At 51.1% G+C, this 13,901-nt stretch carries 13 protein-coding genes; 4 read left to right on the top strand and 9 right to left on the bottom strand.

All coding sequences use genetic code 11. The features are described from left to right. Positions 1-121 precede the first annotated feature (121 nt). The 3 genes from BLU30_RS10530 to BLU30_RS10520 all read right to left on the bottom strand — a co-directional run bounded on the left by BLU30_RS10530 (position 122) and on the right by BLU30_RS10520 (position 2,408). Positions 122-475 carry a tetratricopeptide repeat protein gene (locus BLU30_RS10530; RefSeq protein ID WP_176770910.1) on the bottom strand — a complete coding sequence of 118 codons (354 nt, stop codon included), beginning with the start codon at positions 473-475 and terminating at the stop codon, positions 122-124. A 171-nt stretch (positions 476-646) separates the two neighbouring features. After that, positions 647-1,348 carry a response regulator transcription factor gene (locus BLU30_RS10525; RefSeq protein WP_090246208.1) on the bottom strand — a complete coding sequence of 234 codons (702 nt, stop codon included), beginning with the start codon at positions 1,346-1,348 and terminating at the stop codon, positions 647-649. Continuing rightward, complete coding sequence (locus BLU30_RS10520; RefSeq protein ID WP_090246206.1) at positions 1,335-2,408, bottom strand: sensor histidine kinase; 1,074 nt, start codon at positions 2,406-2,408, stop codon at positions 1,335-1,337. Before BLU30_RS10520 ends, BLU30_RS10525 begins: the two co-directional genes overlap by 14 nt. A 181-nt stretch (positions 2,409-2,589) precedes the next feature. Here BLU30_RS10520 and BLU30_RS10515 point away from each other — a divergent pair, with 181 nt between their 5' ends. Continuing rightward, positions 2,590-3,954, top strand: coding sequence for an MATE family efflux transporter (locus tag BLU30_RS10515; protein ID WP_090246204.1), 1,365 nt, complete (start codon positions 2,590-2,592; stop codon positions 3,952-3,954). 101 nt (positions 3,955-4,055) lie between these two features. Here the strand turns inward: BLU30_RS10515 and BLU30_RS10510 are convergent, their stop codons facing one another. From BLU30_RS10510 to BLU30_RS10485, 6 genes are all read right to left on the bottom strand, one after another. Next, positions 4,056-5,339, bottom strand: a complete 1,284-nt coding sequence (locus BLU30_RS10510; RefSeq protein WP_090246202.1) for a sensor histidine kinase — start codon at positions 5,337-5,339, stop codon at positions 4,056-4,058. Next, complete coding sequence (locus tag BLU30_RS10505; protein ID WP_176770909.1) at positions 5,336-6,076, bottom strand: LytR/AlgR family response regulator transcription factor; 741 nt, start codon at positions 6,074-6,076, stop codon at positions 5,336-5,338. Before BLU30_RS10505 ends, BLU30_RS10510 begins: the two co-directional genes overlap by 4 nt. Positions 6,077-6,340: 264 nt before the next feature. Continuing rightward, positions 6,341-8,617: a hydratase gene (locus BLU30_RS10500; RefSeq protein ID WP_090246198.1), complete on the bottom strand. Its 2,277-nt coding sequence runs from the start codon at positions 8,615-8,617 to the stop codon at positions 6,341-6,343. 204 nt (positions 8,618-8,821) lie between these two features. Further along, positions 8,822-9,742, bottom strand: coding sequence for an exopolyphosphatase (locus BLU30_RS10495; protein ID WP_090246196.1), 921 nt, complete (start codon positions 9,740-9,742; stop codon positions 8,822-8,824). Positions 9,743-9,781: 39 nt separating this feature from the next. After that, positions 9,782-9,973, bottom strand: a complete 192-nt coding sequence (locus tag BLU30_RS10490; protein WP_090246194.1) for a hypothetical protein — start codon at positions 9,971-9,973, stop codon at positions 9,782-9,784. A 170-nt stretch (positions 9,974-10,143) separates the two neighbouring features. Further along, entirely contained in the window at positions 10,144-10,893 is a 750-nt protein-coding gene (locus tag BLU30_RS10485; protein ID WP_090246192.1) for an ATP-binding protein, read from the bottom strand. A 96-nt stretch (positions 10,894-10,989) separates the two neighbouring features. Here BLU30_RS10485 and BLU30_RS10480 point away from each other — a divergent pair, with 96 nt between their 5' ends. The 3 genes from BLU30_RS10480 (at position 10,990) to BLU30_RS10470 (ending at position 13,899) form a co-directional block, all read left to right on the top strand. Further along, complete coding sequence (locus BLU30_RS10480; RefSeq protein WP_090246191.1) at positions 10,990-11,538, top strand: GNAT family N-acetyltransferase; 549 nt, start codon at positions 10,990-10,992, stop codon at positions 11,536-11,538. A 31-nt stretch (positions 11,539-11,569) separates the two neighbouring features. Further along, the gene (locus tag BLU30_RS10475) at positions 11,570-12,256 is read left to right on the top strand and encodes a Crp/Fnr family transcriptional regulator (RefSeq protein ID WP_090246189.1); all 687 of its coding nucleotides are present in this window, start codon (positions 11,570-11,572) and stop codon (positions 12,254-12,256) included. Between the two features lie 101 nt (positions 12,257-12,357). Continuing rightward, positions 12,358-13,899 (top strand): ABC transporter substrate-binding protein, encoded by a 1,542-nt coding sequence (locus BLU30_RS10470; RefSeq protein ID WP_090246187.1) that lies wholly within the window; start codon positions 12,358-12,360, stop codon positions 13,897-13,899. Positions 13,900-13,901: the final 2 nt, after the last annotated feature.

Raw genomic sequence — 13,901 nt, 5'->3', positions numbered from 1 at the left:
AAGAGAGTATCATAACCCCTTTATTTTTACAAGCTTTTCAAAGTATCCGACCGGCAATTTCATCCTTTTTATTTACAGATTAAAGCCCAATAAAAAAAGCCCAAAAGTGGGCTTTTCAAAACTAACTCCGGGCAATATGGCCAACCCCGGTGGTATCAAAGAAAAGGTAGGCTTCACAATTATTTTCCGGTTGACAGTCCGATTCATCGAAGGCACAAAGACCCGAGGGTTTCAGCCTTGCAAAACGTTCCATATTTACCTGGGCCGGTACATAGGTTGGGTCCAGAGCCCCAGCTGCCTGAAAATGCTTCATTGCCCGGATATGGTCTCCGGTTTTCTCATAGATAATGCCCAGTAAATTGTGAGGCTCCGGTGCGTCGGGATAATCCCCCAGGGCCTGGGCTGCCACCGTCTTACCCTGCTGATAATCCTGATCTGTCACCAGTGCACGTATCCTCTTGATTAAGCGGATCATTTCCTGATCCCCTGAGTAATGATTAATGGGTTTAAAAAATGACATTTGATGATCCCTCACTTTTCGTACTCACGTACCTTTTTTCTTGATGACTTTATTATACCCGGTACGGTGTGAGAATGGTGTGAGGATACCCATCACCGTGTGAGAATGGTATGAATTCTGCACCACTTATTCATCCAGCAGCCGATAGCCCACCCCCACTTCGGTTTTAATATAAGCCGGCTTGCCAGGATTCTTTTCAATCTTACGGCGCAGACCTGCCATCAGGGCCCGCAGTGCCTGGGTATCCTCCCCATAGCCCCTGCCCCAGATGGCTTCGATGATGGCGGCGGTGGTCAGCACCTTACCGGCATGGCGGGCCAATAGGGTAATCAGCTTAAACTCGTTGGGTGTCAGATGGATTTCCTTTCCCTCCATGGACAGGGTGTGGCGGTCTAAGGATAAAGTAAGGCCCCGAACACGATAAACCTCCGGCGCCTGCTGCTGAATTGCATTTTTCCGGTGCCGAAAAGCCACCCGAATACGAGCCATGAGTTCCATGGCAGAAAAGGGTTTGGTGAGGTAATCATCGGCCCCCGCCTCCAGGGCCTCTACCTTCTCCCGGTCCTGATCCCTGGCGGATACCACGATGATTGGAACCGCTGACCACTCCCGCACCCGTTTTAGGATCTCCATACCATCCATATCCGGCAGTCCCAAATCCAGCAGCATTAAATCGATGGGACCGCCAAGCATTTTAGAGAGGGCATCTTCCCCGGTTCCCGCGGTCAAATAGCCATACCCCTCTTCCTTAAGGGCATAGCCAATAAAATGACGAATTTGGGGATCATCCTCAACGATGAGAATCGTTTCTTCTTTATAAGCATTCATTCTGTTTCTCCTCTACAGGCAGGGTGATGGTAAATACAGCACCACCCCCTGGGCTGTTTGCTGCGGTGATGGTCCCACCATGGGCCTCAACAATGGCTTGGCAAATGGGCAGGCCCAGACCGATGCCTTTTTGAGAATCGCTGTTTCCCGCTGCCTTTGTGTAGAACATTTCAAAGAGGTGAGGCAGATCCTCCGGGGCAATCCCCTCCCCACGATCTGCCACCGTAAAAATCGCTTTATCCCCACTGCGCCTTAACGTAACCGTAATAGGCTGATCAGGGGGCGTATGCTTGACGGCATTGCCCAAAAGGTTTAAAAGCACCTGCTCCATCAGCCGGGCATCCATGGGCACAAAAAGAATCTCTTCGGGCATTTCCGCCTGGATAATGTGGTCCGGTGCCCGGGCTGCCGCCAAAACCACGGCACTTCCAATGATTTCCTCCGCCACCTCCGGGGTTCGGATCAAGGTAGCGCCGTCATCCTGGAGCCGGGTCAGGCTCAGTACATTTTCCACCATCTCCTGGAGCCAGTTGGCGTCCTGATGGATTCCCTCTGCCATGGCATAACGGGGATCTGTCCTTTCGGTCATTTGCAAAATCATTTCTGAGGTTCCTTTAATCCCCGTCAGAGGGGTACGCAGATCATGGGAGATGGATCGCAGCAGCTGATTACGATAATGCTCGCGCTTCGCCTCGGCCTCCACCTGGACACTCTCCTGGAGCCGGACATTCATGGCCGATATGATAATTGCTGTTGCCGTCATAATAAAAAAGGTAATCCAGTAGGTGGGATCATCCACCGAAAAGGAATGGAAGGGACTGGTAAAAAAATAGTTAAATGCTGCGGTTGCCAAGACGGCAGCAATAATGCCCCAGAGATACCCCGGAGTCAATCGGGAGATGAGGATAACCGACAAAATGTAAACAACCACCATATTCGTTTCAGAAACATCCATCCTCCGCAACCAAAATCCTAAAGCGGTGGCGACCACTAAACCCAAAATAATAATCAGGAAAGCCCTGATTTTCTGATGATGTCCCTGGTTTTCTTTAATCACCATGATGCTATTCCTTTCTCTTTATTTTCCTCTATTTTATCAAAAAAATATCTCAATCGATTAAAAATCTATACCTCTCCTTTAAAATTCTTCTTTTTCTTAAAGATTAAATCCATTTGAAGGTGCTATAATAGCTTCAATTCAGTAAGTTCTTCTTAAATTCTAAGGAAATCGGGTGGATGCGATGCCTCTTTTAAATGAAAAGCCTAAGTCATTACTCTTTAAGTTTATCACTGCTTCATTAATCGGCGCCCTAATGATTTCGCTTTACAGCTTGATCGATATTATTTTTATTTCCATGGTTGAAGGTTCCATTGCGGGGATCATCCTCAGCCGGACGATTCCGCTTTGGATGGTCATCAACGGCTTTGGCTATCTCTTTGGTATTGGCGGCTCTATTTTAACGGCGGTAGCCGCTGGCCGAGGGGATGATTATGAAGCCAACCAATATTTCATGGTCACCATGATTGCAGCAGTCATTCTCTCGGTCACTTTGTGGTTTAGCTTTAATTTCTTTCAAGACGCTATTTTATCCTTTTTAAGCGGTGGGGACCACGCAGTCCTCCAACTCATGCGCCTCTATACCTTCTATATGCGGCTAGGTTTTCCAGTCTACATTCTTTTTATTACGACCGCCTGTTTCGTACGATATGACAATTCCCCCTACTGGGTTGTCTTGGCCACTGCCGTGGCCTCGGTCTTTAATATTTGTGGAGACTATTTTTTCATCTTTGTTCTGGAATTGGGCATCGTGGGCATTGGTCTTTCTACTACCCTCGCCCAAATCATCGGACTCATTATTCTGATGCTCCACTTTTTTTCCTCCCGTTGTACCATCCATCTTGTGACGCTGACACATTTTGGGCGCAAACTGTGGAATATTATAAAGATAGGGGCCCCCACCCTCATTAGCTATTGGTCCCTTGGGACCCTCGTCGCCCTGCTCATCATCGTCTCCAAGGCCAAGGGTACCCTCCCCGAGGCCTATTACTACGCCATTCCCATTTCCAGCTTTATCTGGAATGTTTTAACGGTCATGCGTTCCTACGCCTTCGCCATTGGTCGTGCGGCCACCCCTTTATTAGCTAAAAATTACGGTGCAGGGTTTGCGCCCCGGGTATCCGCTTTAAACCGCCGAACCATCGCCATCTGCTTTGTGATCTGCGGTATCGTCGCTACCACGCTCTGCTTTTTCCCCAGTGAGATTACGCTTTTATTTATCCAAAGCACCTATCCTGAGATGGATGCCATAATTCCAGTTATTTTTAGGCAATTCTCCCTGGCCTTTATTTTTGCCTTCTACAATATTTATGTGATTTATTACTATCAATGTGTCCTTCGTCCGGGGAAGGCCCTCCTGATAAGCCTCCTCCAAGGGATTATTCTTCCGGGATTATGTGTTACCCTCCTGCCCAGGCTCTTTGGCATGTACGCCCTAAGCTACAGCATCCCTATTTCAGAATTCCTGGTAGCCCTGATTATTACGGCCTTTTTAGTCCTCGATTATCGACGCACCTCTCTGGTTCCCGATTCTATTTCAAAGGCTTAGTCCCGGCACCCCCTTTCTTTGGCAATAAAAAAACAGAACCAGCAAAGGGTTCTGTCACCACCAGTACAAATTTATCACAGCTTTTACCATTTTTGCATTGCTCATACCATCAATCGCACGATAAATACCCCGGATTCCACGGTGTAGTCAAAGGCGGCATCATACCGTTTGGTAAAAGCCAGGACGCTCTGAAGACCCAATCCGTGACCATCACCCTTGGAAGTCAGAGGCAGCGCAGTACCATCGGTACTCATCTGACTACTACAGGTATTTCGAATCTCAAAAACCAATCGCCCTTTAAAACGATTTGCCGTGATTCTGACCCAGCGATCCCCCACTACCTGGGCAGCGCCCTCTACAGCATTCTCTAAGAGATTGGAAATAACCGTAGCCAGTTCAAATTCTGGTACAGCCAAGGTCTCCGGAATGTCCAGGGCCGTGGTCAGGGTGATTTTCGATTCGGCGGCCATGACGGCCAGATAACTCACAACTCCGTTAATGGCACTGTTCTCACAGTAGCGCTCCACCCGAATCGCATCCAGACTTTCTTCCACTGCCCTTAGAACATCCCGGGCCTGCTCCACCTGGCCCATTTTGAGGTAACTATCGATAATCCGTACCCGATGGCGCATATCATGGCGTAAAATGGCGGTCGCCTCTTCCCCCTTTCGGATATTCTCACTTTCCCGCTCCAAATGCTTGGTGTAACTCTGGAGGTAATCATTGGCCCGGAGTAAAGACATCTCCTTCCGGTTTTGACTCAGGATCTGAAAAATCAAAGCGTAGTCAATAAACAGGATGAGAAGCACCATCAGGGTTCCCAGGCCGTTAGTAGGAACCCTATAAATGTTGGTCGGCCAAACCACCAGGGTGTAAACCGCCGCATAGAATAGCGCCGGTACCAGACATAGACTGCCCCATCCCGTTTTTCGGTGACGCAGCTCTTCAAAATAATGCTGGCGCAGGAACTTCCCAAGGGTAAAGAAAAGAAGGATATAGGCCCCGGCCTGGACGAATAGTGCCAGTCGATCATTTCCAGTGAAAATATGGATTAAAGACCAGCAGACACTTCCCACCAAAACGTAGGCGGCACCAGTAATTCCTGTGAAGAGTCCTCTAAAATCCCGATATTGATTAATCCAAAGAACCGTTCCCTGGGTTACCAGAATGGTCAGGATGGTAATGAGAATCATGGTCTCTTCGCTCACCCCACCAAAAAGCATAACCCAATCCCCCACACCAATGAGGACAAAACAAATCCCTGCAATAATACAGGTTTTACCAAGGCTGTAGCGGCGCTCTGAAAAGTAAATGGTAAAGGCCAGCATGACCAAGAGGGAAAAAAGATACTGCCAAAATTTTGGTTCTACAAGGGTCATCATCATCCACCACTCATTCCCTGGGCCGCGGCGTAGGCTAACCAGGCCCGTCGCACAGGAGTTACCTGGCTACGACTCACAGGAATCCGCTGCCCATTGTCTAAAAACAGGCTGTCCCCCATAAAATCATTGACATAGAGCAGGTTGACCACAAAGGATTTATGGCATTGTACAAAGCCTGGGGATTCCAGCAGATCAGCTACAGAGGTTTCAAAGCTGCTCCGATTAGTGACTCCCACCAGTCGTTTGCCACCTGCCAAAACGAGATTCACACAACGGGACACATTTTCCGCATAACAAATTTGGTTAATGGGGACCTCTCGCTTATTCCCCCGGATATGGAGACAAAACGTCTTTTCATCCTGGGCAAGGCGTTTAGCCCCCCGCTTAAGGACATCGATCACTTTTTCCAGCTCCACAGGCTTGATTAAATAGTCCATGGCATGGACGCGGTAGGCATCCAGGGCGAATTCCGGGGAGCTGGTCGTGTAGGCGATATCTGCCCTTTCATCCCCCAGGCGGATCTGCTGACCCAGATCAATGCCATGGATATCCGGCATGAGTAAATCCAGGAAATACAAATCAAAGGTCTGTCCCTCCTGGAGCTTTTCCATAAGGGCTGCACCCCCTTCAAAAACACTGAGCCCAGCCGGCCGAATTTTAAGAAACTCCCGGGCCGCTTTTACCGTCTGGCACATCCATTTTAAATCCTCTACATTATCGTCGCAGACAGCGATTCGCATCCGCCTCACCCCTTTACCCTTCATTCAGCCACAGTAAGTACTTCCTGTGGCTTTCCTTTATGTATTAGTATAATATAATCCCTGGGGTTAGCGCATAAAAAAACAGAAATACCCCTGCAAATTCTACGCAATTTTGTGCTTTTTTTGCACATTTCTCTTTACAAAAAATCAAAAAACAGAGCGTTCCTAATCGAAGCAAGCTCTTCGAGGAACGCCCTATTTTAAATTTTACACTTTTATTCACTGAGGGACGATAACCCTACCCTAACGGTTGCGATTATAATTAATCAAGCATCCCGCTTTGACGATCTTCTTTTCATCCTCGGTCATAGGGGCAATGTAAAGGGTAATTTCTTTAACGGTATCCCCCAGCACATAAGCCTTGATATGATCCATATCCCCCTCCAAAGCCGCTCTGACTCCGGGGATGTAGATATAATCCCCCACCTCGAAATCCGGCTCCCCTGCCATCTGGAAGGGTAGCATCCCCCAGTTCATCACATTGGAACGATAGCGCTTCGTGGCATATTCTCTGGCGATGTTGGCCAAGCCGCCAATGACCCGCTGGCAGCTGGCGGCCTGTTCCCGGGCGGAGCCATCCCCTGGCTTCACACAGTAGATCATGCTGCCGATTTCGATGGCCTGGCGATCCGCATCCGGGGTGATACTGGCGATCTGATCATAGATGGGAGTCAATGTCCCTTCCACCTGCACCGGATCGTCCCCGGCCACCCGGGCCTTTTCGATGCGGTCCACCACCTTGCTGCGGCCCACGTATTCCGGGTCCCTCCGGGAGAGGGTGAATTCCGCCAGGCCCAAGGGGTTGGAACGGTAGGAGGACGTTTCCCCAGAGGGGATGAGCTCATCGGTGGTGGTGACCTCATCCATGATTTTGGAACACACCTTTAACAGGATGTTGTCCGCCAATGGACTCATTTCCGGCCAATCCTTAATATTGGGGCCATAAACCAGGCTGTCCTGGGTTTCTGCCTTGTCAAAGCCCTGGTACACCCGGACCTTGTAGGGTGCATCGTCATAATGGTATTCCGGCGCCACATAGTCATCGGCGTAGGCCGTGGCAGCCGTCAGTACCCCACCGTTTGCCGCAGAGGCAGCAATGGACCGGGCATCCATCAGCGCCACAGCGGAAAGCTGGCCCACACCAGGCTTGGAGCCTTCCCGGTTGGGAAAGTTTCGGGTGGTGTGGCGGATGGACAGGGCGTTGTTGGCCGGGGTATCCCCTGCCCCAAAGCAAGGGCCGCAGAAGGCAGTCTTAATGGTAGCCCCTGCCGCCATCAGGTCCGCAATGGCCCCCTTCTTCACCAGATCCAGGAAGACGGGCTGGGAGGAAGGGTAAACCGCCAGGGTAAATTCATCATTGCCAATGCCGGCGTTCTTTAGGATATGGGCGGCTTCCATAATATTGGAATACGTCCCCCCGGCACAGCCCGCAATAATCCCCTGCTGGACGGTCAGCTTGCCATCGACAATTTTATCCGTCAGGGAGAAGTGGACATCCGTCCCGGCGGTAAATTCTTTGGCATCCTCTTCCACCTTATGGAGAATGTCCTTCAGGTTGGCGTTGAGCACATCGATTTCGTAGGTATTGCTGGGGTGGAAGGGCAAAGCGATCATGGGCTTAACCGTGCTTAAATCCACATAGACCATCCCGTCGTAATAGGCCACCTCTTGAGGCGCCAGCTTCTTGTAGGCATCTGCCCGGCCGTGCTGTGCCAGGAAGGCCCGGGTATCGTCATCGGTCTGCCAGATGGAGGTGAGGCAAGTGGTTTCCGTGGTCATTACATCCACACCGTTACGATAGTCCGTCTCCATGGAGGCAATCCCCGGCCCCACAAATTCCATCACCTTATTCTTCACATAGCCGTTTTTAAACACCGCCCCGATAATGGCCAGAGCAATATCCTGGGGTCCCACCCCGGGCTGGGGTGCGCCATCCAGATATACCGCCACTACCCCGGGATAATTGATATCATAGGTATCGCAAAGGAGCTGCTTCACCAACTCCCCACCGCCTTCACCAATGGCCATAGTGCCCAGGGCACCGTAGCGGGTGTGGCTGTCCGAACCCAGAATCATCTTGCCACAGCCCGCCATGGTTTCCCGCATGTATTGGTGGATCACAGCTTGATGGGGGGGAACGTAAATCCCACCGTATTTTTTAGCCGCGGACAGGCCAAAGACATGATCATCCTCGTTAATGGTCCCCCCCACCGCACACAGGGAGTTGTGGCAGTTGGTCAGTACATAGGGAATGGGAAATTTTTCCATCCCCGAGGCCTTGGCCGTCTGAACAATCCCCACAAAGGTAATATCGTGGGACGCCATGGCATCGAATTTGACTTTGAGGGCCTCCATATTATCCGAGGTGTTATGAGCCTCCAGGATGCTGTAGGCTATGGTTCCCTTTCGGGCTTCCTCCACCGTCATTTTTTTCCCCGTAGCGGCCAAAGCCGCCTGGGCATCCTCCACAATATCGGTGCCATTCACCAGGAATACACCGTTTTCGTACAATTTTACCATGTTCTTCCTCCTTGCTTTCCTTAACCTCTAAACGAATCGAAAAGCTTTTCGTCCGTTATGTATTTTGTATCCAATTTGAATTGCTTTTATTATAGCATAGGATGGTTTTTTTTCTAAGGGTTTCTTTCCCATAATAAAGTGCAATCGTCAACAAGTTACCTTTAAAAAACACCCTGGAAAACCCTCCAGGGTGATATCTGTTATTTATTCATTCGCCAAAGCACACAATTCATCCAACATAGCCGATAACCCGGTCTCCATGGTTTCATCCGAAAATTGGCAGGTGCCCACCCGCCGGTGTCCGCCACCTTGGTATTTTAACATCAGACTCCCCACGTCAAGGGTAGCAGTGTCGTTTAAAATACTGTAGCCCACAGCCGCACTGCAGCCCTGCCCGCCACGGCCACTGACAATCCAGGCCGAGATGTTCTGCTCCGGGTACATGCTGTAAATCATAAAACGATTCCCGGAGTAAATGGGGTCTACTCCCCGGAGGTCCGAAATAATCACCTTCCCCTGGGTCCGGGTATGGGCCTTAACCATTTCAACAAACTTCGTGGTCTGTTCCTGGTATAGCTCGATGCGTTCCACCACATCGGGGAGGGCTAAGATGTCATCGGTAGTCATGGTCCGACAGGCATCAATAAGTTTTTCCATGAGCTGATAATTGGAGATGGTAAAATCCCGCCAACGCCCCAGCCCGGTCCGGGGGTCCATCAGATAACCAATTAAAATCCATCCTGTGGGATTTTGGATTTCATCAATGGTCAGGTTGGCAGAATCCACTTTATCCACCGCCGCCATCATTTCCGTAAACTGAGGGAACCGTTCCTCCCCTCCGTAATAGTCGTAAATGATCCGGGCACAGGAAGGCGCAATTCGGCTTTCCCCCTTGTATTTTCCCGCTAGCTCCAGGCGCTCGTACTCGCTGGAATGATGGTCGAACCACAGGCCGCACCCCGGTACATAGGGTACATTGGCCAGACAATCATCTCCATCAACGGGTACCAAGCCATCCTGTAGATCCTTGGGATGGGCAAATTTCCAATGGTCGATGATGCCCGCTTCCTTTAGGAGGGCACCGCAGGCCAAGCCGTCAAAATCTGAACGTGTGACTAAACGCATTCTCTCACCTTTTTCTTTTTTCTTTTTCTGCCGCAAGCTTTATTGGGTTATTCCCCGGTCCTTCAAAAATACCGAAAGGTTCCGGTCATGGAGGGCTTCCCCCTCTGTGCTGAAGAAACATCCGGGAAGCTGTCCCTTGTCCCGATGGTGGGCCACACAGTCACAGCATTTGCCGTGGCGCCCACAATTGGCGGTGCAGGGACAGGGACGGGTATTGTCGCAGGTTGACATGAAATTCACCTCGTTTCTAATGAATATTAAAAAATAATTACTGAAAGGATAATCTGACTTTTAGAATATTTTTATTATACCACCTTTTTTAAACAATAAAAAGAAGCTGAAATAGAAAAAAGCCCTATTGCTAAGGCTTTTCACAAGAAGCGGAGCGAATAGCACGGCGTCTACCGATCCAGTATCCGCCCATCTGTCCCTATAACCACAACTTGCCAGGGTATCATCTTCCCACTATTCTGAAGTGCCTGCTTCACCGCATTCTCAATCCCACCGCAGCAGGGGACTTCCATCCGCACCACCGTCAGGCTTTTGATGTCATTTTGGGCAATGATGGCGGTGAGCTTTTCGGCATAGTCCACCATATCCAGCTTTGGACAGCCGATGAGGGTCACCTTATCTTTAATGAAATCCCGGTGGAAATTGCCGTAGGCATAGGCGGTACAATCCGCCGCCACCAGGAGCTTGGCACCGTCGAAGTAGGGAGCATTGACGGGGGCCAGCTTAATCTGAACCGGCCAATTACCCAGCTCTGCAGGGGCCGGACCTGCTGCGACCGGGGCGACCGGAGCAGTCGAAGCCGCTGGCGCATCCCGGTGAATGGCCCGGGACTGGCTGCCGGGGCAGCCACAGGGCAGGGCTTCTCCCTGGACATTGAAGGGAGCTTTGGACTGAGCCTTCCTGGCCTCCATATTGGCCTGGACGGCCGCTTCGTCGTAGGCATCGGCCTCCCGCTCCACAAAGGTAATGGCTCCAGTGGGACAGGTGGGCAGGCAATCCCCCAGCCCGTCACAATAGTCATCCCGCAGCAGCTTCGCAACGCCGTCGACCATCCCAATGGCGCCTTCGTGGCAGGCATCGGCACAGGCTCCACAGCCATTGCATTTTCCCTCATCGATTTGTATAATTCTTCGGATCATATTAAGTCCTCCTCTTTGTACTTGATTTTATGTTCCCATTATACTAAACTTAAGGGCATCAATCGGTTGTTTTTACAACATTACAGGAGTTTTAAGATGAATCATACATTAAATCTGCGAATGGCAGCCCCCGGGGATGCCGAAGCCCTTCTCAACATATACCGCCCCTATATCACTGCATCCTCGGCCTCCTTTGAAACCGAGATTCCGGATCTGGCTGCCTTTAGGGCCCGAATTTGCCACACCTTAGAGACCTACCCCTATCTGGTGGCCGAAATGAATGGACAGCCTGTGGGTTACGCCTATGGAGGTGCCCTCAGGGGCCGGCCAGCCTACGATTGGGCGGTGGAAACCACCATCTATCTGAGTCAGGATGCCTGGGGTCAGGGTATTGGCCGGGCTTTATACCACGAGCTCCTTGGTCTTTTGACCACCCAAAATTTTACCCGGGCCTACGCCTGTATCACCGGAAGCAATACCGGCAGTATCGCCTTCCATAACGCCTTTGGTTTCAAAATGGTTGGCCGTTTTTCAGGCTGTGGCTACAAGCACGGCCATTGGGAGGATGTGTGCTGGCTGGAGCGGCCATTGGCGGCAGCCCAAAACCCACCCCTTCCCATCGTTCCCCTATCCCATATGGCTTAGATCGCACCTTTCAAAACCAGGAGGCCCTCCCATGACGAATCTCACCCCGGATCACTTTGAATTATTAACCCACTCCCCTTTATTTCGCAGTATTCCCCCGGATCACTTGTCCCAGGCCCTTTCCTGCCTGGGTGCCCGGGTAAAGGCCTGCGCTAAGGGTAGCCGTCTTTTTGAGGTTGGAGTCCCCTCTGTGGAGCTGGGCTTTGTCCTCTCCGGTGGGGTGGCGCTCTCCAAGGAGGACTACTGGGGTAACCGGATTCTCCTGGGGCAATCCGGCCCGGGGCAGATTGTGGGTGAAGTCTACGCCTGTCTCCCCGACGAGCCCATGGATGTGACCGCCACAGCGGTGGAGGATTCCCTCATTTTATTCCTGCGGGTGGACTGCCTTTTGGATGATACCAGACACTGCACCTGGCAGCCCTTTCTAAGCCGAAACCTCATCACCGTCCTCTCTCGAAAGACCCTGGGACTCACCCGAAAAATTGAGCATTCCTCTAAACGGACCATCCGTCTGAAGGTCCTGTCCTACCTTTCTGCCCAGGCCACCCATGTCGGGAGTCCCACCTTCACCATCCCCTACAATCGTCAGGGGCTGGCGGACTATTTAGCCGTGGACCGCAGTGCTCTGTCAGCGGAGCTGTCCCGTATGAGTAAGGAGGGGCTCATTACGGTACACCGCAACCATTTCACCCTTCACGCCCCGTCCCACCGCCAATAAAGTTAGCGATCCTAAAAAAATCACCCCATCGGGGGCTTGTAAACGTCCTATCCTCTGTTATACTGCAAATGAACGTTAAATATGTAACAGAGGAGGAATTTATGAAACGAATTTTAGCAACCCTGTTGGTGCTCGCCATGGCCCTGGGCTTTGGGGCCTGCGGTAAAAGCACAAACCTGAATACCGAACCGGATACTTTGGTCTATGGTAGTGGGGACTATACCCGAATTAATCCGGCCATGGACGAACACGGGGAAATCAATGTCTTGATTTTTAACGGCCTCACCGCCCACGACGGTGAAAACAAGGTGGTTCCCAGCCTGGCCAAAAGCTGGGAATTCGACACAGCCTCCAATACCTACACCTTCCACCTGGTGGACGGGGTAAAATGGCAGGATGGCGAACCCTTTACTGCCGAGGATGTTAAATTTACCATCGAAGCCATCATGGACCCTGAGAACGCTTCGGAAAACGCCCCGAACTACGAGGATGTGCAAAAAATCACGGTGGTGGATAAAAACACCATTACCTTCCAGCTGGACGCCCCCAACGTGGCTTTCTTAGATTATATGACCATGGCCGTTTTACCCAAGCATCTTTTAGAGGGCCAGGATATGCAGGAATCCGATTTCTTTAGAAACCCCGTGGGAACCGGTCCCTATAAAATTGAAAACTGGACCAAGGGCCAGGCCATCACCCTGGTGAAAAATACGGATTATTTCAAGGGTGCCCCCCATATTGGCAAGGTGATCTTTAAGATTGTCGATGATGATAATGCCAAGGCCATTCAGATGGAATCCGGGGAGCTGGATTTAGCCCTGCTGACACCCAAGGATGCCCAGTCCTTCCAGGGCAAGGAGGGCTTTACCGTTTACGATCTTAAAACGGCGGATTATCGGGGAATTATGTACAATTTTGCCAACACCTATTGGCAGAAGAATAAGGATATCATCCCGGCCATCAACTACGGGATCAATCGCCAGGCCATCATTGATGCGGTGCTCTTAGGACAGGGCATGGCGGCCTACGGCCCCCTCCAGCGCAATATCTACAATAACGCCAGCGTGGAGCATTACGACTACAACCCGGAAAAGGCCAAGGCCCTCCTTGAGGCGGCTGGCTGCAAGAAGGGGGATGACGGGTTTTATTACCGACATAATGAAAAGCTGGGCTTTGTCCTCAGCGTCGGTGCCGGAGATCAGGTCCGGGTGGATATCGCCCAGGCCGCTGCCCAGCAGCTCAAGGAAATCGGGATCGATGTGACGGTGGACATTCCTGAAAAGGTGGACTGGAATGGACAGATGGCCTATCTTATCGGCTGGGGCAGTCCCTTTGATGCCGATGACCATACCTACAAAATCTTTGGGACGGATAAGGGGGCCAATTACTCCAGCTATTCCAATCCCTTAGTGGACCAATATTTGCTCGAAGCCCGTCAATCTGATGATCCCGCAGTCCGTAAGGCCGCCTACGATGCCTTCCAGACGGCCCTGGCCAGTGATCCGCCCTATACCTTTATCTGCTACATCGATGCCAACTACGTGGCTAACAATACCGTCCAGGGCATTTCCCCGGACACGGTCATGGGGCACCATGGCGTCGGCATTTTCTGGAATATTGCCGACTGGACCCTGGCGGAATAAAT

It is taken from the genome of Eubacterium barkeri (genome assembly GCF_900107125.1).
Taxonomy (GTDB): Bacteria; Bacillota; Clostridia; order Eubacteriales; family Eubacteriaceae; genus Eubacterium_O; species Eubacterium_O barkeri.
The sequence above is the reverse complement of the archived record's forward strand: the minus strand, read 5'-3'. Positions and strand labels throughout refer to the sequence as shown.